Genomic DNA, 23,901 nt, shown 5'->3' on the forward strand with positions numbered 1-23,901 from the left:
AACCTGAAGTAAGTTGGCCATTAGTTAAACATCATTTCTTCTAAGCGGATCCCGGGTCTATTTCCTGATCCTCTTCTTCGATATACATGTAGAAAATGAGTACTCTGGTTATATTTCCGTCCGTGATACTTACATTAATGATTTCACTATCGCCTGGGCCCATGTTTTCTGTATTCACGTCAAAAGATAACATCGTCCCATCTAAAGAAATGCTGCTATGAATAATATACTCACTGTCAATGTATTGGAGCTCCAAGGACCCTAAGTTCATGCCCGCTAATAGCCCTGTAAGGTCCTTGTTGACACTAGATTCGTCTGCAAGAACGATGCTATCATCGTAAACGGTAAAGTAGCGATAAACGCTATCATAACCAAACGGCAGTCCATCGGATGTAGCGATTCTCAGTGACCTTGTGCCGGTTTCCACCCCTGTAACAACCAGAATCCCATTCGCATAGGTCGTCGAGATGCAGATGCCGCTTTCCCCACAGATTGAATCGTCAGGCTGGGCAGTGACCGTAGTAATTGGATCTCCCTCGGCATCCGTGATTAGCAACTCAACCGTTTCGCCTTTCTTGAGCGGGGTCGGCATCTCACTCTCATGGTCTACATACGGAGCCGAATTCATTCTGATCTTCAGAGGGTAGCTTTTCACATTTGTTTCAATCCCCTCATCATCTAATGTACGGCCTTCTACCAGAATCTCTGATACATTCGTGAATGAAGCATCTGTCCATAAGCTTAAATAATCATCATTTGTCCACTCGTTCAGCGAATAACTGCCAATGCTCTTAACCTCATCTTCGTTATACGCAGTAACTCGGAATTCATCGGCATTACGGAAGATGTCCTTCATATAAACGTGAGCATTGTGATCCGTGTAATATTGCACATTGTTAAAAAATTGCACGCCGATATCTTTTACTCCAAGCCCTACATACAGATTGAAAGTATCTGTAATCGTCAAGCCGTATCCGTCTCTAGCTGAAACGACAACAGTGACATTATCATCATCTTCCAACGGAATCGTTAACGTCGACTCTTCAATCGGCAGCATTGCGCCGGTTTCCACATCAAACGCGACGTAATCGAAATAACCATAGAAATAATTGGCTAAATCAATCGTATACTCATCCTGCTCATTGCTGATATCATTTACATCCGGAAGGCTGCCTAATTGAGATTCATCGACCTGAACCATAACCGGGGCAGAAACCCATGTTTCAAAGCCGTCATCGCTAGCCTGTAAATCGAAAGAAGTGAAGCCTGGGGAGCCCAGCGCATTCAAATAATAACTCGATCCATTAAGCGTTCCGTTTAGACTGCTATTGCCTTCGAAGGATGTACGATATGCAAGCTGCTGACCGTCCACCTCGGTGAAAATCTGAGACAGATCCAGCATGGCCGTTTGATTCGGGCGAAGCTGAATGTAACCTTCCAGACCTACCATACCCGCAATAGGTTCATCGTCTACCGGCGAAATATTCACAGTAACGGTCACTTCATCCGAATACGAGGTTCCGTCATAGACCTTGAACGTAAAGGAACCCACTCCGTTGGCGTTCTCATTCGGCGTATAGGTGAATTCGCCCGTCTCTTGATCAAGCGTTACATCTCCTTTTACCTTGGTCCCCGCTAAGAAAAATTGTAGCCCTGCTCCGTTGCCGCCTGCTCCTGTTAATGTTCCGGATACAGCCTCATCTTCAAGCGTTTCAACGGTTTGCTGTATCGCTTTCGGCCTGCCGTCACCAACGGTAATAAATACCGTTGCCGTATTGGAATCTCCCCAACCATCGTTCACTACATAAGTGAAGGAGTCAGTGCCACTGAATCCCTCGGCAGGCGTATAGGTAAACATACCCGGCTCCGGCTCATTCATGATCAACTCTCCATGCTGAGGCCCGTCTACCAAACTATAGACCAAAACATCATTCGTGTTCACATCACTGCCTTGCAAAACATAGGAATGCGATTCATCTTCAGGCACTTGAAGCTGCATATCGGATGCAGCCGGCAGCTCATTTTCAGCTATCGAAATTACTACGGAAGCAATATTGGAATACTTCTTTCCGTCATAAACTTGATAAGCAAACGAATCCGCACCGGAAATACCGCTCATCGGGGTATAAGTAAACTCGCCCGTTTCTGGATCCAATTCTATTTCACCTGCACCTGGGGAAAGATAAATGGAATAGGTCAATTCATCCCCATCTGCATCCCCGCCGCGCAAGATATCCTCGTACGGAGCATTCCCCGTCACTGCGATTTCAAAGTCTTCCGCTACCGGAGCTACATTTACCGAGTGTATTGAAATGGATACGGTCGCTTCCCGGGAATACCCTGTTCCATCATAGACCCTATAAGTAAACGAATCGAATGCTTGCTCACTGCCATCCTGTTGATACGTAAAATGACCTAATTCGGTTGAACTTATCGTCACTGTACCGTGGCTTGGCGCAGTTACAATGCTATACGACAGCGAATCGCCTTCATCAAGATCCTCACCCCAAAGATTTCCTTCAACACTGTTGCCAACGTTGACATCCACACTTAATTCGTTCGCAGTAGGGGGATCGTTTACAGGCTTGACCGTGATCGAAACGATAGCTGCTACCTGCGAATCCTCCGTTCCGTCATTCGCCTTATAAGTAAAGGAGTCGGTTCCTGAATAATCCTCATATGGCGTATATCTGAACTGATTCAACTCGAGTGAGCTATAGCTCAGCGTACCGTGACTTGGTGTCGATGCCGTTACGAATGAAAGAATATCCGCTGCATCTGCATCCGTTCCGGTAAACGTACCAACATAGCTGCCATCCTCATCCACTTCAAAGCTAATAGCGCTGGCTACCGGCTTATCGTTCACAGAATTAATCGTAATTCCTACCGTAACCTCTTCCGAATCCTCCGTGCCGTCGTTCACGATATACGTGAACGAATCGGTGCCATAGTAATTCTCGTCCGGCATGTACGTGAACTTGTTCTGCTCCGAAGAGCTTGCGATTAACTCACCGTGCGCTGGACCTTTGCCTTCTACAATAATAGCTGTCAACTCTTCGTCGTCTGCATCCGTCCCGCCGAGCTGAATGGATGTAGTAGTATCTTCATTCAGTTCTACACTGAGCTCGTTTGCTTCAGGCTGGTGGTTCACATCGATAATTGTAATCTGTACCGTCTTAACATCCGAATATTCTTTGCCATCATAAATTCTGTACGTGAATGAATCCGAAGCGCTTGTCTCCCCATTCTGAATATAGGTGAATTGTCCCGGATTCGGCGAATCCAGCGTAACCGTGCCGTATTCCGGCCCATCGACGATCATGTACTGAAGCGTGCTCGTCTCTCCCGGATCCGCGTCCCAGCCGTTGAAGCTAACTTCTTTACTGTCACCTTCATTTACTTCAAAACTAATATCCTGCGCTCTCGGCGCATCATTTTGAGCCGAGATGTTAATGTTTACGACCGACTCATTCGAATCTTTCTCTCCGTCATTGACGACATAGGTGAACGAAGTGCCTCCATACGAGTTTGCGATCGGCGTAAAGCTGTAATTGCCGTCTTCGTTTAAAGTAAACGCATCTGATGCAGGAGGCGCCGACGTCAGACGATAAGTCAGCTCATCGCCTTCCACGTCACTCCCTGTCAATTTACCAGTGATGGATTGATCTTCAAGGATGTTGATATCCTGTACTCCCTTAACTGTCGGCGCGTCATTCACGGCGTTGACCGTGATCGTCACCGTGACCTCTTCCGAATCTTCCGTACCATCGTTCACGATATACGTGAACGAATCGGGTCCGTTATAGTTCGCGTCCGGCATATACGTGAACTTATTCTGCTCCGACGAACTTGCGATCAACTGGCCGTGAATCGGACCTTTGCCCTCTACGATAATAGCTGTCAACTCATCTTCGTCTTCATCCGTACCGCCGAGCTGAATGGATGTCGTAGTATCTTCATTTAGCTCCACCACACTGAATTCGTTCGCTACAGGCGCGTCATTCACGGCATTGACCCTGATCGTCACCGTGACCTCTTCCGAATCCTCCGTACCATCGTTCACGATATACGTGAACGAATCGGGTCCATTGTAGTTCGCATCCGGCATGTACGTGAACTTGTTCTGCTCCGACGAACTTGCGATTAACTCGCCGTGCGCCGGACCTTTGCCCTCTACGATAATAGCCGTCCACTCATCTTCGTCTGCATCTGTCCCGCCGAGCTGAATGGATGTCGTAGTATCTTCATTCAGTTCCACCACACTGAGTTCGTTCGCCACCGGCGCGTCATTCACGGCATTGACCCTGATCGTCACCGTGACCTCTTCCGAATCTTCCGTACCATCGTTCACGATATACGTGAACGAATCCGGTCCATTGTAGTTCGCATCCGGCATGTACGTGAACTTGTTCTGCTCCGACGAACTTGCGATCAACTCGCCATGAATCGGACCTTTGCCCTCTACGATAATAGCCGTCAACTCATCTTCGTCTTCATCCGTACCGTCGAGCTGAATGGATGTCGTAGTATCTTCATTTAGTTCCACCACACTGAGTTCGTTCGCTTCCGGCGCGTCATTCACGGCGTTGACCGTGATCGTCACCGTGATCTCTTCCGAATCTTCCGTACCATCGTTCACGATATACGTGAACGAATCGGGTCCATTGTAGTTCGCATCCGGCATGTACGTGAACTTGTTCTGCTCCGAAGAACTTGCGATCAACTCGCCATGAATCGGACCTTTGCCCTCTACGATAATAGCTGTCAACTCATCTTCGTCTTCATCCGTCCCGCCGAGCTGAATGGATGTCGTAGTATCTTCATTCAGTTCCACTACACTGAGTTCGTTCGCTTCCGGCGCGTCATTCACGGCGTTGACCGTGATCGTCACCGTGACCTCTTCCGAATCTTCCGTACCATCGTTCACGATATACGTGAACGAATCGGGTCCGTTGTAGTTCGCATCCGGTATGTACGTGAACTTGTTCTGCTCCAAAGAACTTGCGATTAATTCACCATGCGTCGGATCCTTGCCTTCTACAATAATAGCCGTCAACTCTTCGTCGTCTTCATCCGTACCGCCGAGCTGAATGGATGTCGTAGTATCTTCATTCAGTTCCACTACACTGAGTTCGTTCGCTTCCGGCGCGTCATTCACGGCGTTGACCGTGATCGTCACCGTGACCTCTTCCGAATCCTCCGTACCATCGTTCACGATATACGTGAACGAATCGGGTCCATTGTAGTTCGCATCCGGCATGTACGTGAACTTGTTCTGCTCCGACGAACTTGCGATCAACTCGCCGTGCGCCGGACCTTTGCCCTCTACGATAATAGCCGTCCACTCATCTTCGTCTGCATCTGTCCCGCCGAGCTGAATGGATGTCGTAGTGTCTTCATTTAGTTCCACCACACTGAATTCGTTCGCTTCCGGCGCGTCATTCACGGCGTTGACCGTGATCGTCACCGTGACCTCTTCCGAATCTTCCGTACCATCGTTCACGATATACGTGAACGAATCGGGTCCGTTATAGTTCGCATCCGGCATGTACGTGAACTTGTTCTGCTCCGACGAACTTGCGATTAACTGGCCATGCGCCGGACCCTTGCCTTCTACGATAATAGCTGTCAACTCATCTTCGTCTTCATCCGTACCGCCGAGCTGAATGGATGTCGTAGTATCTTCATTCAGTTCCACTACACTGAGTTCGTTCGCTTCCGGCGCGTCATTCACGGCGTTGACCGTGATCGTCACCGTGACCTCTTCCGAATCTTCCGTACCATCGTTCACGATATACGTGAACGAATCGGGTCCGTTATAGTTCGCGTCCGGCATGTACGTGAACTTGTTCTGCTCCGAAGAGCTTGCGATCAACTCGCCGTGAATCGGACCTTTGCCCTCTACGATAATAGCTGTCAACTCATCTTCGTCTTCATCCGTACCGCCGAGTTGAAAGGATGTCGTAGTGTCTTCATTTAGCTCCACCACACTGAGTTCGTTCGCCACCGGCGCATGATTCACAGGCACCGCAGGCGTAATGTTAATCGGCACAACTACTGGATCCGAATCTAGCAATCCATCATTGACAACAAACGTAAATGAATCCGCTCCGCTTTCACCGGCGTTCGGCATATAGGTATAATCACCATTCACAGGGTTAAGCTCGAGTGCGCCCTTAGCTGGTGCTTGACCGACCTTTTTGAACGTCAGCGTTGTATTAGCATCTTCATCCAAGCCTTCTAATCTACCGGACGCTAGCTTTCCGGCTGTAGCCTGAATCGAAGCTGGCATTGCCACCGGCGCATGATTCACCACAGGCGCAGCCCCAACCGTCACACTAAACTGCTTCGTAGCACTCTCTTCTCCATCGCTTCCGTTCACTGTAACGATGAGAGACTGCGAGCTTGGATTTACAGCGGTTAGGACTAGAGTACTAGTTTCGCTGTAAAGATGTGCATTGACAAAGGAACTGCTGGATGGAGGGTCAATCAGTTCGAAGGAAAGCTCATCGCCATCTTCGTCGCTGAATAGATCGTTTAATTGAATTTCGGTGTAGGTTCCGGCTGTCATGGTAATCGGTGTTGATTCCGAGGAGACGATCGGCGCATGATTCGGCGTCGGTACTGTACTTGAAACGGCGGCTTGCAGGAGTGTGCGGTAATCACCTGTGGAGTGGAATTCACCGGCGTGGCTGTTGAAATACTTGATAATATCAGCAATCCCCGCTCCGTCTTGATCAGGATCGAGCGCCCCGTTGGCACCGACCTTTAGAGTGAAGCGTTCATGAATGGACATGCTCTCATTCGGTTTATGTACGATGAGATCTACCATGGTAGATCCGGTTTTCTTGAGGTTAAAAGCCAATTTGTTCGTACTCGTAACCTTAACGTCGGCTACGCTGTTGTTCTGGACAACAACGGTATACTCTAGCGTAGCAGCATCTTCGAAAATCGTGCTCAGATCAAGTTGGAAATTACTTCCCGCCTTTATCTTAGAAGCATACTCATTGACGAGCGTACTGTTGATGCTCTTGATGACGACCGGGAGATTAGCCGGCTGCGGGATGGCAACCGGGTCTGCACTGGCAAATCCGGGAACCGCGAGGGCAACCGGAACGGCCAGCATTGTTGCCGTGCCGAATAGTTGGGCTGCTTTCTTCACGGACTTCAGACGCTGTTTTCTCTGTTTCTTAGTCATGAACGAACAAATCCTTCCCCTGGCATATATGAAGAGCGGAATCTATGATCGCAATAGGCATTCTATACCATTTATACTACTGCTACTATACCACGTGAGCATTCGATAGAGAATGCGAAAGTGCCATATTTTTGTCATTTTATGACGAAAAAACCGCCCGCGAGAGCATTCATCTCGCGAAGCGGTTTTGGATTCCGTATTTTTACAAATTATGGTTGATGACTGGTAACAGGCGCGGGATTCTGCTTTACCTTGAACTTAAAGAGGAAGGCAGATAACAGCAGCAGACTACCGTTAATGACGAAGATATAGTGGATCGGCATCATGCCGCCGAGGACGCCTCCGATAATCGGTCCGGCCATCGTTGCAAGCTGCGAAGCGGACTGGTTCAAGCTGAAAGCTCGTCCACGGAATTCCGATTCGGTATGCTGCACGATCATCGCGTTAATCGACGGATTGACTGCGGCGAAGAACAGACCGTACCCGAACCGCAGCACGCCGAAGCCGATATAACCGGTAACGAAAATTTGCAGCAGATTGCCTATGCCGCCGCCGATAAGCCCAATCAACAACACCTTCTGATAACCGAGCTTACGCCCCCATTTGCCCCATCTTGGCGCCATAATGACCGTAGCGATCCCGACCGCCGAGAAAATAATACCGGAGCTTAGTGAAGCGCGATCAGGCGAAATGCCCATATTCAAGACATACAGCGTAATGAGCGGCTCCAATATCATAACCGAAAAGGTGCTGACAGCAACAAGCATCAGCAGGATCATAAACGGCCGATTGGCCAGCGCATGCTTCAGATCATCACGCACATGCGACCTGACGGCCTTGCGATTGAAATTCTGCTCCTTCGCGAAGAAGGTCGCCACAAGGGCAGAGATCAGAACGATGGCACTGGAGAACAGGAAAGCCTCGCGGTTGCCGATATAATGGCTGACCAATCCGCCGGCGAGCGGTCCGAGAATGCTCCCCGTCGCCCCGGCCGTCGACATAATCCCAAGCGCATAACCGGTTTTCTCCTCCGGCGTATTCGTTGCAACGAGCGCAATAGAAGCAGGCACGAAGCCGGCGAGCAGCCCTTGGAAAATACGGATAAGCAGAAACCAGTACGGATCATGGACAAAATAGTTCAATAAATAAAGTGCGGCGAGACTGAAGCCTGAGCGAATCAACATCGGTTTACGTCCATATTTATCGGCGAGCGAACCCCAGAACGGCGATATCAGCGCACTCGCCAGAAAGGTAATGCCAAATGCAATGCCGGACCACGCTTCCAGATGATGCTCCACGCCCAGCTCGGTATTTAAGAAGATCGGCAGAAAAGGAATCGAGATGGAGTAGGCCATGCTGCAGAAGAAAACCCCGATCCACAGTACAACTAAGTTCCGTTCCCATGAAAAATTCATTTGCAGCCACTTCCTGACTTATTGACTTATCTGTTATCGATTTTCTCCGGATACAGATCGTGATTCATCAGACGGTATTGTGCCATTTCTTCAAACTTTGTGCCCGGACGGCCCCAGTTGGTGTAAGGATCGATCGAAATGCCGCCGCGCGGCGTGAACTTGCCCCACACCTCAATGTAGCGCGGCTCCATCAGTGCGATGAGATCATTCATGATAATGTTCATGCAATCCTCGTGGAAATCACCATGGTTACGGAAGCTGAACAGGTACAGCTTGAGAGACTTGCTCTCCACCATTTTCACATCGGGAATATAAGAGATATAGATTGTGGCAAAATCGGGTTGTCCCGTAATCGGGCACAGGCTTGTAAACTCCGGGCAGTTGAATTTCACGAAATAATCGCGTCCGATATGTTTGTTATCGAACGATTCCAGCACCTCCGGGCTGTAGTTGAACAGATAGGACGTGCCTTGATTGCCCAACTGCGTAATGCCGCCGCTTTGCAGCTCTTCTTTCGATCTTCCTGACATTTTCACATACACTCCTTGTATTTACTTGGTTCGAGGGTTACTCTTGTTCTAGTAGCTTACACCTTATCGCAGGCTCAATTCAACCTAAGGGGATGATGCTTTTGTTAACCAGACCTTCAGCAGATGAATACGGATCACACTTCGGCACGTATATCGCAGCTGCTCCGGACGGAGATTTGCGTGAAGCGCTTGAAGTCAATCGCAGCCAAACGACAGCCCTGTACTCCGCATTGACCGAAGAACAAGCGCTCTATCGGTATGCACCGGGCAAATGGAGCCTGAAAGAAGTGCTCGGCCACATCACGGATACGGAACGAATCATGAGCTATCGCCTGCTGCGCGCCGCACGCGGAGACCGCACGCCGCTGCCGGGCTTCGATGAGAATGATTTTGTGCAAGGGGCTTCGTTCGATAATGAAACGGTCGCTGCACTGTTGGAAAACTACAACGCCGTCAAAGGCGCCACTGCTGCGCTGCTGCGCAGTTTACCGCCCGAAGCTTTCCTCCGGAAAGGTTTTGCCAGCAACACCGACATTTCCGCCAGAGCGCTTGCGTACGTCATTGTCGGCCACGAGCTGCATCATCTGAATGTCATCCGCGAACGATACTTGAATCGCTAGAAAATAACCGAGAGAGGTGCATGATATGCACCTCTCTCGCTTTGTCTTGCCACATGAAATTAGTAGCCTTCGTTAGTGCCGCCGCTGACGATCGTCACGCTCGCACTCGCACCGATACGCGTCGCACCTGCAGCAATGAGATTGCGAACGGCTGCCAGATCGCGCACGCCGCCCGAAGCTTTAACGCCCATTTCGGGTCCGACTGTTTGACGCATAAGCGCGATATCTTCGACCGTCGCGCCGCCGGGACCGAAACCGGTCGAGGTTTTCACGAAACCTGCGCCGGCACGTTTGCAAATTTCGGAAGCCGTCACTTTCTCTTCATCCGTAAGCAAGCCCACTTCAAGAATAACTTTGCTGGCTGCGCGTCCTTTGCAAGCTTCTACGACGCCGCGCACATCGTTTTCTACCTCTTCGAGGCGACCCGATTTCAGTGCGCCTACGTTAAGCACCATGTCGATTTCCGTTGCACCGTTCTCGATGGCATCTTTCGTTTCTGCTATTTTGACGAGCGAGCTTGAAGCGCCCAATGGGAAGCCAACAACGGTCGTGATGCCGACCCCTGAACCTGCAAGCTGTTTCGCTGCTTCCGATACCCAGTATGGATTCACGCAAACGGTAGCGAACTTATACTGCTTCGCCTCTTCGCACAGCTTGGCAATTTGCGTGGCCGTCGCTTCCGGTTTCAACAACGTATGGTCAAAATAAGCGGCTAATGCTGCTCCTTGTAACTCGTTACCCATCCTATTTCCTACTCTCTGTCTGTTTTAGTTAGTCCGCTCCAGCAGGTATTTGGCGGTAAATTGATCGGTTATCAGCACGTTCGTATATCTCCCGCGCAGTGCGCCGTAGATCCCGTCGACCTTGCGGATACCGCCTGCTACCAGAATGGATTTTTCTTTCTTCTTCAGATCCTCGAGATCGATTCCGATGGTGCGCTGATTCAGCTCTTGGGAGCAGATCACACCATCCAAATTGAAGTATCGCGAGCAAATATCGCCCGCGCCTTTCTCGAAGATCATCCGAAGCTCGTTCTCGTTGAAATAGTTCGCTTTGATCAAAACGGAATCTTCCGTCGGCGCACCCACCGTCACAATCGCGATGTTCGCCTTCTTCCCCAGCTCCAATATATTCTGGATATGGCGGTCCGTTTCAATCGTCTTCTTCACGACAGGATGATCGACGATCGCGGGCAGAGGAATAAAATACGGAACCGTATGGAGCGCTTTACCGAACAAGTTCACGATTTCGTACGCGTAGGTGTTCGTCTCGGAATGGCTGACGCCCCCGTTCAACTGTACGACCTTTACGTCCTTGACATGTTTATCCTGCAGGTTAAGCGCAACCTCATACAGCGTAGTTCCCCAAGTCGTGGCGACGATGTCGCCGTCCTTGATGATTTTGTCCACGTACTTCGCCGCTGCCGGGCCTAAGTACTTCTTGACCACGGCATCCTCATAATGCGGCACATTGACGATGATGACTTTCTTGAGCCCGAACTTACGCTCGATTTGACATGCGAGAAGGTCATTGTTCTCCAGCGGATCGACGATGCTGATGATCACATAGCCTTCTTCTTTAGCTTGTTGGATGAAGCGACTTACAGTAGGTCTGGATACCCCGAGCTGCTTGGCAATTTCCTGCTGGCTGTAGTCCAGTTGATAATACATCCGGACCGCATCCAGCATTTTTCCCCTTTTATCATCTGAACGTTCTTCATGCACTGGCTCTCAACACTCCCCTGTCAATAGCTCACTCACTCTTCATCAACGTTTGCCCGAATCGAATACCTCCCCTGCTGCCTTTGGTGCTTGTGATGTTTTGGAGAACAGAACCAAGGCGATCAATGTGATAACATATGGGAACACCTTAAGGATAATCGGCGGAAATGAAGCAAATGCCGGAATAACCTGCGATACGTTGGCTACTGTGCTTGCAAAGCCGAAGAACAGGGTTGCAGCCAGAATGCCGATCGGACGCCATTGCCCGAAGATCAAGGCCGCGAGTGCCAAGAAACCGAGACCGGAAACCGTCCCCGTGAATTCGCCGGCGATCGTAACCAGATGGATGCCTCCACCCAAACCTGCGAAAGCACCGGAAATCAACACGCCGATATAGCGCATTTTCCGGACATTGACGCCTGCTGCCTCTGCTGCCTGCGGATACTCGCCGCACGAACGCAGTCGCAAGCCGAAAGCTGTTTTTCTCAGAATTAAGGAGCTGAGTAGGACGATCAGCAAAATGATCCATGTCGTCCAGTACGTCTTTGTGAAGAGCAGCGGGCCCAGAATTGGAATATCCGACAGTCCCCACACATCAAACGGCGGGAAGCCGCCGGCAAGACGGATGTTCCCGCTGCCTGTGATGTTACGGGAGAGGAACACCGTAAGGGCTCCGGCAATCATGTTAATCGCCGTACCGCTGATAACCTGATTCGCGCTGAGATGTATACTCGCGAACGCATGGAGCAGCGAGAAGACCGTCCCTGCCGCGATCGCGACCAGAAGTCCGATCCAGATCGATGCGATCTGATGATCCGGCCAAGCCGTCTGCAGCTTATACATCGTGAAGGCCGAAGCGAAGGAGCCAATGACCATGAGTCCTTCCAAACCGATATTCACGACGCCGCTTCGTTCGCTGAACAATCCGCCAAGCGCCGTAATGAGCAGCGGGATCGTAAACATGATCGCATACGGGAATATTTGTTGAATCGTGATCCACATGCGCTACACCTTCTCCTTTCCGCTGACCGCTGAATTTGCAGCTGCCTCTTTACGCTTGGACAAGAATCGGGTAATCAGCTTGTCCATCAGCACGCTCGTTGCCGCGAAGTAAATAATGATCGCGATAATGGAATCCGCAATTTCCGGCGGTATTTCCGTCATCGCATTCATAAAGCCGCGACCGGAGTAGAGGAGACCGAAGAATAGCGCGGATAACAATACACCGATCGGAGAGTTGGCACCAAGCAGCGCCACCGCAATCCCATCATAGCCCTGTGTCGGCAAGATCCCGATCTGAATGTTGTTTCCGTTACCTGCGTATTGCGCCAAGCCGCCAAGTCCCGCGAGTGCGCCGGAAATCAGCATGGACGTGATGATGCTGCGATTAACCCCGATACCGGCGTATTCAGCCGAGTGACGGTTGAAGCCGACTGCTTTAAGCTCGTAGCCGAGCGTTGTTTTGTTGATGATGAATGCAATGATGATCACGACAATCACTGCAAGGAACAAGCCCAAGTTCACATAGGAGCCGCCGAACAAATCGGAAAGGAAAGGCGCTCTCAATGTAGCTTTGTCAGCCAGGGAACGGGACTCCGTCTCGATCTGTTCTGCTTTCAGATAGGCCGGAACGGCGTAATAGATCGTCCAATAAGCGACCCAGTTCATCATGATGGTCGATACAACCTCATGCACATTGAATCTGGCCTTGAGAAGTCCCGGAATAAACGCCCATACGGCACCGCCGAGGATAGCGGCAATGATCATGAGCAGCAGAAGCAGCGGTCTTGACGTATCGATATTAAGACCTACTGCCGAGGCGCAGAAACCGCCGAACAGCATTTGGCCCGCAGCTCCGATATTAAACAAGCCCGTGCGGAAGGCAAAAGCGACCGACAGCCCCGTGAAGATAAGCGGAGTCCCGGTTGCCAATGTATCTCCGAAGCGCGACGCATTCTTGAGTCCGCCTTCGAAGAGGTATCTGTAGCCCTCGAATGGCTGATGACCCGTCGCGGCCATCAGTATTGCGCCCCCGAGTAAGCCGAATATTACCGCGCATAGGGATATAATGACATTTCTCATTGGTCTCCCCCATTTCCGACTCCGGCCATCATTAGGCCGATATCGTTCTCGTTTGTCTCGGACGCGTTGACGACGCCGATCAATTCTCCGTTATTGAGTACCGCGATGCGGTCTGACACGTTAAGCACCTCGTCAAGCTCCAGCGAGATGAGCAGCACGGCCTTGCCTCTGTTCCGGTGCTCGATCAATCGCTTGTGAATATATTCAATCGATCCGACATCAAGGCCGCGCGTAGGCTGAACCGCGATCAACAGACCCGGATCCAGTTCAATTTCTCGGCCGATGATCGCCTTCTGCTGGTTACCGCCGGATAACGATCGCGATAAGGAAAGCGGGCCTCTGCCCGAACGCACGTCGAAGCTCTCCAATATGCCGCTTGCGTATTTACGAATCGCAGCCTTGTTCAGGATGCCCCGCTTAGCGAACGGCTTGCGGTTGTAGATTTGCAAAATCATATTCTCTTCAAGCGTGTAATCCAGCACCAAGCCCCGTTTCTGACGATCTTCCGGGATATGCGCGATGCCCTTCTGTATCCGGCCTCGGATCGATTCGCGCGTAATGTCGTGACCGTCGATTTCAATCCGTCCGCTTTCGACTTTGCGCAAGCCTGTAATCGCTTCCACCAGCTCAGTTTGTCCGTTGCCCTCTACGCCGGCGATACCGACGATTTCTCCTGCCCGAACATCAAGCGAGAAGTTTTTGAGCCCGGGTACGTTTTTATTATTATTCACGGTGAGCCCATCCAGCTTCAGAATCACTTCGCCCGGACGACTACCTTCTTTTTCAACTTTAAACGAGACATTGCGTCCAACCATCATCTCAGCCATCTTGAGCTCGCTCGTTGTCGCGACATCAACCGTACCGATTGTTTTGCCGCGGCGGATGACCGTACACCGGTTAGCTACCGCTTTAATTTCTTTCAGCTTATGCGTGATCAGAATGATCGACTTGCCCTCCGCGATCAAGCTCAGCATGATTTTGCCCAATTCTTCAATTTCTTGCGGCGTCAGAACAGCTGACGGCTCATCCAGAATGAGCACTTCCGCGTCCCGGTACAGCATCTTCAAGATTTCCACGCGCTGCTGCATGCCAACCGAAATATCCTCAATCTTCGCATGAGGATCCACATTCAAGCCATAACGCTTCGAGAGCTCCTCAATACGGCGGGCTGCTCCATTGATGTTTAGCACAAAACCTTTTTTAAGCTCATTGCCAAGAATAATATTTTCGGTAACGGTAAAATTGCTGACCAGCTTAAAATGCTGGTGAACCATGCCGATGCCAAGCTTGTTTGCCACATTCGGATTTGCGATCTTGACCTGTTCGCCATTGATCTTAATCGTGCCGCGGTCCGGCTGATACATCCCGAACAGGATGCTCATCAGCGTGGACTTACCGGCCCCGTTCTCTCCGAGCAAAGCGTGAATCTCGCCTTTGCGAAGCTGGAGCGTAATATCGTCGTTAGCTACGACCCCCGGAAATTCCTTATGAATATTCAACATTTCCACTACAAATTCCATACGATAGGCTCCTTTACCTAATTGATCGTAAGGGTAAAGCTGATTAGGACGATTAATGGTAAAAAGAGACGGAGCATCCCGTCTCTTCTTTGAATGAAGGTTTATAGCAAAAGACTCTTACTTAATAAGGTCGCCTTTTTCAGCTGCTACTTTGATATCGCCGCTTTTCATTTTAGCTTCAACATCATTGACTTTAGTCATTGTATCTTCGCTAAGGTTCGGATTCTCTTCCGGCAAGCCTACGCCATCGTTCTTGATGTCGAACGTCAATGTTTTGCCGCCAGGGAATGTACCGTCTTGCTCAGCTTTCATCATGTCAAAGGACGCGGAGTTAACTTTCTTCATTGCGGAAGTGATGATGATGGATTTGTCGCCCTCATACACGCCGTCTTTGAATTGGTCGCCGTCAACGCCAACGATCCATACTTCTTTGCCTGCTTTAGCGCGAGTCTTAGCTTCGTTGATTGCACCAACGCCTACGCCGCCTGCTGCAGTGAAGATGACTTTAACGCCGCGGTCATACATTTGAGCTGCCAGTTGGCCGCCTGCCGCTACGTTGTCGAAGCTGCCTTGGTAAACTACGTTTTCTTTTTTGATCGAAATTTTAGTTCCCAGGTTGTCGTTCGCGTATTTCACGCCTTGCTGGAAGCCCCAGTTGAACTTCTGTACGGCAGGAATTTCCATACCGCCGATGAAGCCTGCTTCGCCTTCTTTCAATTGAACCGCAGTTGCTACGCCCGCGATGAAGCCGGATTCATGCTCAGCGAAGAAGATCGAAACCGTATTCTCTTTCACAACCGGTGTGAAGTCGTCAGCAGTATGAGGAGCGCCGTCGATCAGAACGAATTTTGCGTCTTTATATTTATCTTGTGCCGCAAAGATCGCCGTTTCGAATTTGAAGCCCGGTGCAACGATTACTTTGAAGCCTGCATCGTACAGGTTGCCGATTTCTTTCAGGTAGTCAGCTTCCGTCGTACCAGCCGGTTTCAAGTATTTTGTTTCTACGCCAAGATCTTTCGTAGCGCGCTGCAAGCCTTCCCAAGTGCCTTGGTTAAAGGATTTGTCATCAATTGTGCCGGAGTCTGTAACCATACCCGCTTTAAAGGAAGCTTTGGTGCCTTCGTTTGTACCTGCATTCCCACCTGCGTTGTTGGTGTTGTTGTTCTTGCTTCCGCAACCTACGACCATTGCAAATGCAAGCATACAGATCACGATTGTTACTAAACTTTTCTTCATGGTATTCTACTCCTCATTTCCATATTTAGTTTACTGCTAACCCCAGTCTGAACATTTGTAAAAAACCTGTTTTAGCATTTGTTTGACCTGTATCAAATATACGGTGATTTGAGGTTTTTGTAAACTAGTTTTGCGGATTAAATCCAGTGTCTCTACCTTCTTATGTAACGTTTTCTCACACTTATGTCACATCTCAAACGTTTCACGTATAGCATTCCCATAACGAATAAATTCTTCCATATTTTTTGGCTCAAAAATCATTTTTTTCGGCCCACTTCGTTCAATGATGCCGTTTCCGCATCCGATCAACCATAAATGACGGGCGGACAGCCCATAAAGATGCGGCTACTTCACCTTTGTTTCGACAAATTAGCAGAAAATACCACTTTTTCTTTATTAGTTTAACGCGTTTACGCAACCTTGTCCATGTAACATTGTCTTGTTCGTTTATTCATTTACCGTTACACTTTAACCTATCTTCTTCAGGAGGTTCTACTCGCATGAAATCCGCCCGATCCTTATTATTCGTTTATATCCTGAATCAATCGCTGCACTGGTTCATTATCGGCTTGATCCTCCCCGTCTCCAGTTTGTTCATGTTGGATAAGGGACTAAATCTGCAAGAGATCGGACTTGTCTTCGCCGTATCCTCGGCGGCTGTGCTGCTGCTCGAATTGCCGACAGGCGGATTATCGGATGCGCTCGGCCGTAAACGCGTGTATCTGATCTCCTTGCTCTTCATGCTGGGCGCGGTGCTGCTCGTCATGATTTCTTGGAATCTGATTACGCTTATGATCGGCTACATCCTGTTCGGAGCAGCCCGGGCACTTTCCTCCGGATCCATTGATGCTTGGTTCGTAGATGAACACAATCGGCTTGAGCCCGAAGGCGACTTAAGCAGCAAACTTGCAAAAGCAGGGATCTTCATCCCGCTTGCGATGGGAATCAGCGCACTTGCCGGGGGCTGGCTTCCCGATCTGCTCGGTCCGCTCACTTCGGATTTCGGCGCAGGCATCTACTCCATTAATTTCATTGCCATGGCCGTCATGATCTTGGTCCAGTTCTTGCTCACGTTCAAGCTTGTGGTGGAGCAAATCCATGTAAGCAGATCGAAGAGCATGCTGAGCGGCTTCCGCCAGCTGCCTCAACTGGTCGCTGATTCCGTGCAATACGGCTTCAAACAGATTGCCGTGTTCCTGCTTCTGCTAACCAGCTTCGCTTGGGGGTTCGGATTCTCCGGCCTCGAGACCTACTGGCAGCCGCAGGTGAAGAACATGCTCGGCCCCGATTCCGCGAATTGGCAATTCGGATTGCTGACAGCCGGCTATTTCCTCTCTGCCTCCGCAGGGAACCTGCTCTTCACGCCGCTCTCCAGGCTGCTGCGAGTACCGGTAACGGTCATGCTGTTCGGATCGCGTTCAGCGCTCGGCATCCTGTTCCTTATTCTCGCTGCACAACATGGCGTAGCAGGCTTCACCGCCTTTTACTTTATCTTGTTCATGTGCAACGGCATTGCCAGCTCGCCGGACACCGCCCTGTTCAATCAGCAGCTTAACGAAAACAACCGTTCGACGATGCAGTCGCTCAATTCGTTATTCCTGCAGCTCGGCGGCCTGATCGGCTCCTTTCTCCACGGCTACATCGCCCAGTATGCTTCGATTTCCATCACCTGGTGCGTAGCAGGCGGCGTGCTGATTGCCTCAGCCTTCCTGTATCTCAATGTCCGCGAGAACGCGAAAGAACCTATCCGAGAAGTCGGATAGGTTCTTTTCTTGTCTTACGATGCTTGGTCAGAGCAGTCTGCTACTTCGTTATCATTTTATCCATTTGTGCCATGGCATTATCCATTTCCCGGGATAAATCAGCAAGCAAGACGCCGATAAATTGCAATTGCTGCTCGGAATAGTTCTGTATAAAGTCGTTAAATTGACGCTCCGCTTTCTCGTGGTAATGATTATGCGCGAGTTGTACTTTCTTCCCCTCGGCCGTCAATCGATAATACACTTCCTTCAGGTTTCCTGCGGCAGCCACTTTCTCGATCCAGCCTCTGTTCAGCAATTTGACGCTGATTTTGGAAATGGCCCCTTTGGTCATGCCCATCTTATCCGCAATACCGGTCACATTGATGGATGCATGGAGACCAATCTGCTCAACAACATGTACCTCTGACAACGTCAGATCGCGCGTCGCCTTGGCAATTCCCCATTGCTTGGCAAAAGGCAGAACCAGCCTTTTCTCCTTCTTCTCAAACGCTTCATACCGATGAAACAACTGCTGCAGCTGACAAAATAATCGCTTCTTCTCCTGATCGTTCATCGATTATTCGAGTCCGGTTTTGCCGGGCATCCAAAATGGCTTCACTTTAATTTGCCCGCGATCCCATTGTAACGTTTTCTTGAAATAGTTATGAAGCTCCACGCATACTCTCCCATCGCCGCCAACATACACCATTCCTCTTCCTGGCATCTGCTTAGTGATGTCCTCGATTTGTTCAATCAAAGCTTGTACCGGATTCGACGGTAAAGCTCGGAAGGAAAGCTTCGTTACGCCATCCAGGTCCGGGAAGAACGATTGCTCCTTCTCCGCGTACACGATGCTGAACACTTTCTTAGAGGCAGGGATATGCCGGTTAAGCTCATAAAGATGGGCCAAGGCCGAAATATCGCCAATCAGGATGCAATAGTCCCCGGAATCGTCTGATACGAATTTCCCCTTCGGCCCTGCGAAGTGAACCGGGTCGCCAACCTTTACTTGCTTCGCCCAACGTGCCCCTGAACCGGAAGAGAACGTACAAGCAGCTATGTCTACAATCCGGCTCTGAGCGTCATAATTCCAGACCGAATATGTCCGGATCATCTCCGACATTTTGACCGGTTGATCCTCCCCCACGAATACGCGAAGAAATTCCCCCGGTGAATACGGCATCTTTTCCGACTCCTGCAGCTCCATTGAAATGCGATACGTATGATCGGCAATTAGTTGTTTATGTACAACGACCGCCTTGCGCGACATTTTCTTAACCAGACTTTCTACCAGCCCCATGATTTCACGGCTCCTCTATAATCGTTTCCTAGGAAACAATATAGCATGACGCCGCTGCACTGTAATCCGTCTCGAGGATGAGTGCATACACGAGAACGCAAAAGAACCTACCCGAGCAGTCGGATAGGTTCTTGTCAGTAATGAAGCACAATAAGCTGCATCAGTCCGTAATATTGCGCGTGTAATATGCAATAATATCTTTACGCCTTATAATGCCGAGGAAGATGCGATTATCATCGACCACCGGAACGAAGTTTTGATCGGCCGCCAGAGTCAGCATGTCGTCCATCATCGCTCCAATAGCAACGCACTCATTATAAATCCTCTTCTTAAGTCGGCTCACAGGAACTTCGTTCATATTATCAAAGGTTAAGCCGGCCGTATCCTTAAGCTTCCATAGCAAATCGCCTTCGGACAATGTGCCGATATACTTTCCTTCCTCATCAATAATTGGTATTGCTGTATAGTGGCAAGCTTCCAGCTTCTCAATTGCATCTTTCATTGTTGCTGAGGTCGTCAGATATGACACTTTATCCTTCGGCAGCAAAAAGTAACTAATTTCCATTACATTCGCCCCTCCTCTGGTTGCAGGTTCAAGATTGTTATTACCTCGAAACCGCTTGTTTGAAACACTACCGTTCAAAATTAATGCTGCCTATTAGTATACTGGGTATCGGCGGAAGGCGTCTGCCCTCGGCAGGGCATACACTAAATGCAATAAACGTTTCCGCATGCCCAGCTTTTCATTCTTCGTAAGGAGTGATTCCGTATGTTCATGCAAAGTCCGGGTCAAATGCAAAATCCCGGTCAGGCACAGATTAACATGTCGGTGCAGCAGAAAGCAATGTATCTTACTGGGCGCCTAGTCGGGATCTCCCTGCGAAACGGCCAAGGCGTATCCGGCGTCATCTGCGGCGTTCAAGGCGGCGAGGTATATGTCATGCAATATTTGTACGCGAGTCAATTCGCGACATTCCATTATCCGTTCAATCAAATTAATGATATTATGCCGTATCCGGCTTGTCAGTAGAGAAGAGGCTGGATTCAAACCAATTAAAGAAGTTTAAATTTACTGATTATCGTTAAAATCGTAACTTGTGCCGGATCGACTGAATCTCGCATAACGGAAAGCCACCTTTTCTGAACTCAGGAAAGGTGGCTTTATTCATTTTGGAGCAGTACTCTACACACATTCAACAAAGTAAGAGGAGACACAACACTTAACTTCGCACCAACCATTTGCTTCATTTCAGTCGGCACGTTTCCGTTACATATAGGCAGTAATTGTAGTCGGTTTAGTATTATTTACAGATAGAGAAGCAAGTGCCGAATCATTGAAACCTTTAATAAGAAGCCACACCGCGAGGATCATTTCGTTCGCTGCTACGGGCAGCGCCAGAATCCCACCCCAGAATGAAACCTGTTCGATTACGCCGAACATGACCAGCAGCGCGCAAGTGAAAACGAGAATCGCCCCTGTCATGCCCAAGATCGGAATAAACCTCGGTACAAGCCTCGATCTATAGAAGATATAACTGTACATCATTGTATTGATCCCCAGCAAGAATAACGGCCCAAGCAGAAAGGTCCAGTCATGTATCGCTGTTAATAGAGTGCCGGAAGCTTGAAACGCGGCCGTATCCGTCGCTCCTCCCGCAACAAATGCTCGACTTAGCGTCACCAAGGACAGCACGCTGATTATGCCAACCGCAATCATAATCGCTTCAAGAAATCGAAAGCATACATGCCACAGCGCAATCGTTTCATTGTATTTTCTGAGAATGGGGAACATGGTGGTTGCCGTACCAATCGCAGAAACGACAAGCGTTAACTCCATCACCGTTCCCAATATGACTTGGTTTGCTTGCTTAGCACCTTCAACCAGATAATCAGGATTATTTAGGATCGGTTTGTACAAAATAAAAGCAGCGATTATCGACGTAACGGCAGCAAGGATAAACAGTACTCCCACAATCTTCGCAGCTAATTTAGGTGGCATCATGTTCCCCATCTCCTCTTCTATTCCCCATAAAAGAAAATTTCTTCCAAAGGCAAATTAAACGCGTGCGCGATGCGAAAAGCAAGCTCCAAAGACGGGGAGTAATTGCCCTTCTCCAAAGCCACGATGGTTTGTCTGGTTACGCCCACCTTGTCAGCCAATTGCTGCTGTGTGATTTCATCATGGGTGAAGCGTAATTTGCGGATGTGATTGCCGACAAGATGCTTACTCATCTTAGACTTAAACTCCTCTCCTATAGTGATAAAGTTTAGTGAAGGAGCCGGTCACATCGGATATGAATCCGCCGGCGATCAGAATAACGAACATGACCTGTGAAGGCTGATCCATAACCAGCGATCCCATAGCAAGCAGAAAACCGAGGATAAACACGAAGAACGAAATCCGATTCGCTTTAAGCTCGATAAGTTTATCCAGCTCATCTGCGAAGGTCGGCTCTTTTTCTTGCGTGGTGATTCTGAAGATGATGTTAAAAATAACGCTGACCAAGATATGCGCAACGATAGAGACCACCATGAGAATGAGGACGAACGAGCCCCAATAATGAAAGACTTCCTCCGCTTCAAGCCCGCCTTCGGGGTACTGTGAATACATGTACAAGCAATAAGAGCCGAAAATAACGATAGTGCTGATTAAAGAAACGATGCTCTTCTTCTCTTGGTAAGTCATGGATTTGCCTCCTATTTATCATTTCCCATAAATGAAGTAAATTACCTTATACATAATGTAATGAAAACCATACATAATGTCAAGTTTACTATACATAAATAGGCGGAAAAATAAACTCCCTAAACCAACTTCAAATAATAAGACTTTATAAGCGGTCTATAGATAAGGCATAATTGAAATGGTTATAGCGCTTATACTTACTGCGGGTGGGCTGGAGGAACGCCGATGTACAAAGTGATTATTGTGGATGATGAAGCGGTTGTCCGGGTCGGATTGAAAAATACGATTAACTGGAACGAGCATGGCTTCGAATTGATCGGCGATTATGCGAACGGTCGCGAAGCTTGGGATGCAGTCGAGCAGCACAAGCCGGACCTCGTTATCTCGGACATCAGCATGCCATTCATGGATGGCCTTGAGCTGGCCGGATTGATCTCTACTCAATATCCTTATATCAAAATCATTATATTAACGGGCTTTGATGAGTTCGAATATGCGCAGCAAGCGATACGATTGAAAGTGTCCGATTTCATCTTAAAGCCGATCACGGCCAATGAAATCCGCGCCTTGCTCAATCGCGTCAAGAAAGAAATGGACGAAGAAACCAAGCACCGCGAGGATCTCGGGCGGCTGAAGAGCCAATTGAACCAGAGCCTTCCTCTATTGAAAGAACGCTTCCTCGAACGCCTGGTCGCAGTAGGACTCAATCATGAGGAAATCACCGAACGGTTCTCCTATTTCGGCATTCCGGCGCCGCTTCCCCTGCATGTTGTGCTCATCGTCGACATTGATGATTTCGGAGACCGGGAGCTTCATTCTTATGAGCATGATGTGGAGTTTCTGCGGTTTGCGGCTTTTGATATCTTCAAAGAAACGCTCGAACGCGAGGGCGTTATGCTCTTCCGTACGAGGGAGGAGCGCATGGTTGCCATTATATCGGGTCAGGATGACGAAAGCTTGCTCTACGAGCAGGTCTATTCCCTGGCGGAGCAAGTGCGGCACCATATCGAGAAGTATTTAAAGTTTACGGTCACGATCGGCATCGGACGAGCCTGCGCTCATCTTGAACAGCTGCCGGAATCGTATAAAAGCGCGCTATCCGTCTTGGACTACCGCTTCTTGCTCGGCAAGAACCGCGTGCTCAGCATTTTGGATATGGAAGGCAAACCTTCCATTCCGCTGCCTCCTCAGCTCGATTGGGACCGCAAGCTGGCTTCCGCCGTCAAGAGGGGCGCTGCCCAGGAAGCTTTTCAGCTTATCGAGGACGGTGTCGCGGAGCTGAAATCCTCCCTTGCTCCGATCGAAGCCTGCTTCCTGCAGATGCAGAAGGTCGTGCTGTCCTTGATGAACTCGATTCAAGAGCTCGTTGCCCATGATCCGGAAGCGTCCTTCGACCGGCAGATGCGGCTCATGGATGTCTATGGACTCAAGACGCTGGATGAAGTCGAGATTTGGCTCAAGGATGTCGTGCGCTCGGTGATGTCCACGATTGCCGATAACCGCAGCCATTTGACGAACATGCAAATTCACAGGGCAGTCGAGTATATCGAAACGAACTACGCCAACGATAAAATGTCGCTACAGGATATCTGCCGTCACGTCTTGATGAGCACCAGCTACTTCAGCCTCGTCTTCAAGCAGCATACCGGCGAAACGTATATCGAATATTTGACCGGGGTACGCATTGCGCGGGCGAAGGAGCTCCTTCATAACACGACGATGAAATTCTATGAAATTGCCGAACAGGTCGGCTACAAGGATCCGAATTATTTCAGCATCCTGTTCAAGAAGCATACCGGTATCACCCCAAAGGACTTCAGAGAGAAGCAGCTTAAGGAGAGCGGAAACTAA

Annotated in this window: 19 protein-coding genes; 4 read left to right on the forward strand and 15 right to left on the reverse strand. The window is 49.4% G+C overall.

Going from position 1 to position 23,901, the window contains the following annotated elements; genetic code table 11:
- Positions 1-40: 40 nt before the first annotated feature.
- The 3 genes from BM412_RS30075 to queF form a co-directional block, all read right to left on the reverse strand.
- On the reverse strand, positions 41-7,198 hold the full coding sequence (locus BM412_RS30075) for an Ig-like domain-containing protein (protein ID WP_091225399.1): 7,158 nt from the start codon (positions 7,196-7,198) through the stop codon (positions 41-43).
- A gap of 209 nt (positions 7,199-7,407) precedes the next feature.
- The gene (locus tag BM412_RS30080) at positions 7,408-8,613 is read right to left on the reverse strand and encodes an MFS transporter (protein ID WP_091225400.1); all 1,206 of its coding nucleotides are present in this window, start codon (positions 8,611-8,613) and stop codon (positions 7,408-7,410) included.
- 26 nt (positions 8,614-8,639) lie between these two features.
- Complete coding sequence (gene queF, locus BM412_RS30085; RefSeq protein WP_090985217.1) at positions 8,640-9,143, reverse strand: preQ(1) synthase; 504 nt, start codon at positions 9,141-9,143, stop codon at positions 8,640-8,642.
- 101 nt (positions 9,144-9,244) lie between these two features.
- Here queF and BM412_RS30090 point away from each other — a divergent pair, with 101 nt between their 5' ends.
- Complete coding sequence (locus BM412_RS30090; RefSeq protein ID WP_091225401.1) at positions 9,245-9,763, forward strand: DinB family protein; 519 nt, start codon at positions 9,245-9,247, stop codon at positions 9,761-9,763.
- A 59-nt stretch (positions 9,764-9,822) separates the two neighbouring features.
- On the opposite strand, the gene deoC is transcribed toward BM412_RS30090, so the two are convergent.
- The 6 genes from deoC to BM412_RS30120 all read right to left on the reverse strand — a co-directional run bounded on the left by deoC (position 9,823) and on the right by BM412_RS30120 (position 16,322).
- Entirely contained in the window at positions 9,823-10,506 is a 684-nt protein-coding gene (deoC, locus tag BM412_RS30095; protein ID WP_091225402.1) for a deoxyribose-phosphate aldolase, read from the reverse strand.
- Positions 10,507-10,530: 24 nt separating this feature from the next.
- A complete protein-coding gene (locus BM412_RS30100) occupies positions 10,531-11,433 on the reverse strand; it encodes a sugar-binding transcriptional regulator (protein WP_256256675.1) in 903 nt (300 codons plus the stop codon).
- A gap of 96 nt (positions 11,434-11,529) precedes the next feature.
- The gene (locus BM412_RS30105) at positions 11,530-12,486 is read right to left on the reverse strand and encodes an ABC transporter permease (protein WP_091225403.1); all 957 of its coding nucleotides are present in this window, start codon (positions 12,484-12,486) and stop codon (positions 11,530-11,532) included.
- Positions 12,487-12,489: 3 nt separating this feature from the next.
- On the reverse strand, positions 12,490-13,566 hold the full coding sequence (locus tag BM412_RS30110) for an ABC transporter permease (RefSeq protein WP_091225404.1): 1,077 nt from the start codon (positions 13,564-13,566) through the stop codon (positions 12,490-12,492).
- On the reverse strand, positions 13,563-15,086 hold the full coding sequence (locus tag BM412_RS30115) for an ABC transporter ATP-binding protein (RefSeq protein WP_091225405.1): 1,524 nt from the start codon (positions 15,084-15,086) through the stop codon (positions 13,563-13,565). The genes BM412_RS30110 and BM412_RS30115 overlap by 4 nt, the downstream gene beginning before the upstream one ends.
- A 117-nt stretch (positions 15,087-15,203) precedes the next feature.
- The gene (locus tag BM412_RS30120) at positions 15,204-16,322 is read right to left on the reverse strand and encodes a BMP family lipoprotein (RefSeq protein WP_091225406.1); all 1,119 of its coding nucleotides are present in this window, start codon (positions 16,320-16,322) and stop codon (positions 15,204-15,206) included.
- Positions 16,323-16,822: 500 nt separating this feature from the next.
- Between BM412_RS30120 and BM412_RS30125 the strand changes: the two genes are divergently transcribed.
- Positions 16,823-18,085 (forward strand): MFS transporter, encoded by a 1,263-nt coding sequence (locus BM412_RS30125; protein WP_091225407.1) that lies wholly within the window; start codon positions 16,823-16,825, stop codon positions 18,083-18,085.
- A 40-nt stretch (positions 18,086-18,125) separates the two neighbouring features.
- Here BM412_RS30125 and BM412_RS30130 read toward each other — a convergent pair whose 3' ends face one another.
- The 3 genes from BM412_RS30130 to BM412_RS30140 form a co-directional block, all read right to left on the reverse strand.
- Positions 18,126-18,638 (reverse strand): MarR family transcriptional regulator, encoded by a 513-nt coding sequence (locus BM412_RS30130; protein WP_091225408.1) that lies wholly within the window; start codon positions 18,636-18,638, stop codon positions 18,126-18,128.
- A 3-nt stretch (positions 18,639-18,641) separates the two neighbouring features.
- Complete coding sequence (locus BM412_RS30135) at positions 18,642-19,364, reverse strand: siderophore-interacting protein (protein WP_091225409.1); 723 nt, start codon at positions 19,362-19,364, stop codon at positions 18,642-18,644.
- Between the two features lie 160 nt (positions 19,365-19,524).
- A complete protein-coding gene (locus BM412_RS30140) occupies positions 19,525-19,929 on the reverse strand; it encodes a CBS domain-containing protein (protein WP_091225410.1) in 405 nt (134 codons plus the stop codon).
- Between the two features lie 204 nt (positions 19,930-20,133).
- Here BM412_RS30140 and BM412_RS30145 point away from each other — a divergent pair, with 204 nt between their 5' ends.
- On the forward strand, positions 20,134-20,394 hold the full coding sequence (locus BM412_RS30145; RefSeq protein ID WP_371264882.1) for a hypothetical protein: 261 nt from the start codon (positions 20,134-20,136) through the stop codon (positions 20,392-20,394).
- A gap of 237 nt (positions 20,395-20,631) precedes the next feature.
- Here BM412_RS30145 and BM412_RS30150 read toward each other — a convergent pair whose 3' ends face one another.
- Genes BM412_RS30150 through BM412_RS30160 form a run of 3 tightly spaced genes read right to left on the reverse strand, consistent with a single transcriptional unit; the run spans position 20,632 to position 22,050 of the window.
- The gene (locus BM412_RS30150) at positions 20,632-21,366 is read right to left on the reverse strand and encodes a DUF4386 domain-containing protein (RefSeq protein WP_091225411.1); all 735 of its coding nucleotides are present in this window, start codon (positions 21,364-21,366) and stop codon (positions 20,632-20,634) included.
- Positions 21,367-21,383: 17 nt separating this feature from the next.
- Positions 21,384-21,596, reverse strand: a complete 213-nt coding sequence (locus BM412_RS30155) for a helix-turn-helix transcriptional regulator (protein ID WP_091225412.1) — start codon at positions 21,594-21,596, stop codon at positions 21,384-21,386.
- 7 nt (positions 21,597-21,603) lie between these two features.
- The gene (locus BM412_RS30160) at positions 21,604-22,050 is read right to left on the reverse strand and encodes a hypothetical protein (protein ID WP_091225413.1); all 447 of its coding nucleotides are present in this window, start codon (positions 22,048-22,050) and stop codon (positions 21,604-21,606) included.
- Between the two features lie 225 nt (positions 22,051-22,275).
- Here BM412_RS30160 and BM412_RS30165 point away from each other — a divergent pair, with 225 nt between their 5' ends.
- Entirely contained in the window at positions 22,276-23,901 is a 1,626-nt protein-coding gene (locus BM412_RS30165) for a response regulator transcription factor (RefSeq protein WP_091225414.1), read from the forward strand.

Origin of the sequence: Paenibacillus sp. BC26 (assembly GCF_900116125.1) — a bacterium.
In the GTDB taxonomy this organism is placed as follows: Bacteria; Bacillota; Bacilli; order Paenibacillales; family Paenibacillaceae; genus Paenibacillus_Z; species Paenibacillus_Z lignilyticus.

Excerpts from the sequence above, each read along its gene's own strand:
- BM412_RS30075 (WP_091225399.1), bottom strand. The coding sequence starts at position 7,198 with ATGACTAAGAAACAGAGAAAACAGCGTCTGAAGTCCGTGAAGAAAGCA.
- BM412_RS30080 (WP_091225400.1), bottom strand. The coding sequence starts at position 8,613 with ATGAATTTTTCATGGGAACGGAACTTAGTTGTACTGTGGATCGGGGTT.
- queF (WP_090985217.1), bottom strand. The coding sequence starts at position 9,143 with ATGTCAGGAAGATCGAAAGAAGAGCTGCAAAGCGGCGGCATTACGCAG.
- deoC (WP_091225402.1), bottom strand. The coding sequence starts at position 10,506 with ATGGGTAACGAGTTACAAGGAGCAGCATTAGCCGCTTATTTTGACCAT.
- BM412_RS30100 (WP_256256675.1), bottom strand. The coding sequence starts at position 11,433 with ATGTATTATCAACTGGACTACAGCCAGCAGGAAATTGCCAAGCAGCTC.
- BM412_RS30105 (WP_091225403.1), bottom strand. The coding sequence starts at position 12,486 with ATGTGGATCACGATTCAACAAATATTCCCGTATGCGATCATGTTTACG.
- BM412_RS30110 (WP_091225404.1), bottom strand. The coding sequence starts at position 13,566 with ATGAGAAATGTCATTATATCCCTATGCGCGGTAATATTCGGCTTACTC.
- BM412_RS30115 (WP_091225405.1), bottom strand. The coding sequence starts at position 15,086 with ATGGAATTTGTAGTGGAAATGTTGAATATTCATAAGGAATTTCCGGGG.
- BM412_RS30120 (WP_091225406.1), bottom strand. The coding sequence starts at position 16,322 with ATGAAGAAAAGTTTAGTAACAATCGTGATCTGTATGCTTGCATTTGCA.
- BM412_RS30125 (WP_091225407.1), top strand. The coding sequence starts at position 16,823 with ATGAAATCCGCCCGATCCTTATTATTCGTTTATATCCTGAATCAATCG.
- BM412_RS30130 (WP_091225408.1), bottom strand. The coding sequence starts at position 18,638 with ATGAACGATCAGGAGAAGAAGCGATTATTTTGTCAGCTGCAGCAGTTG.
- BM412_RS30135 (WP_091225409.1), bottom strand. The coding sequence starts at position 19,364 with ATGGGGCTGGTAGAAAGTCTGGTTAAGAAAATGTCGCGCAAGGCGGTC.
- BM412_RS30140 (WP_091225410.1), bottom strand. The coding sequence starts at position 19,929 with ATGGAAATTAGTTACTTTTTGCTGCCGAAGGATAAAGTGTCATATCTG.
- BM412_RS30145 (WP_371264882.1), top strand. The coding sequence starts at position 20,134 with ATGTTCATGCAAAGTCCGGGTCAAATGCAAAATCCCGGTCAGGCACAG.
- BM412_RS30150 (WP_091225411.1), bottom strand. The coding sequence starts at position 21,366 with ATGATGCCACCTAAATTAGCTGCGAAGATTGTGGGAGTACTGTTTATC.
- BM412_RS30155 (WP_091225412.1), bottom strand. The coding sequence starts at position 21,596 with ATGAGTAAGCATCTTGTCGGCAATCACATCCGCAAATTACGCTTCACC.
- BM412_RS30160 (WP_091225413.1), bottom strand. The coding sequence starts at position 22,050 with ATGACTTACCAAGAGAAGAAGAGCATCGTTTCTTTAATCAGCACTATC.
- BM412_RS30165 (WP_091225414.1), top strand. The coding sequence starts at position 22,276 with ATGTACAAAGTGATTATTGTGGATGATGAAGCGGTTGTCCGGGTCGGA.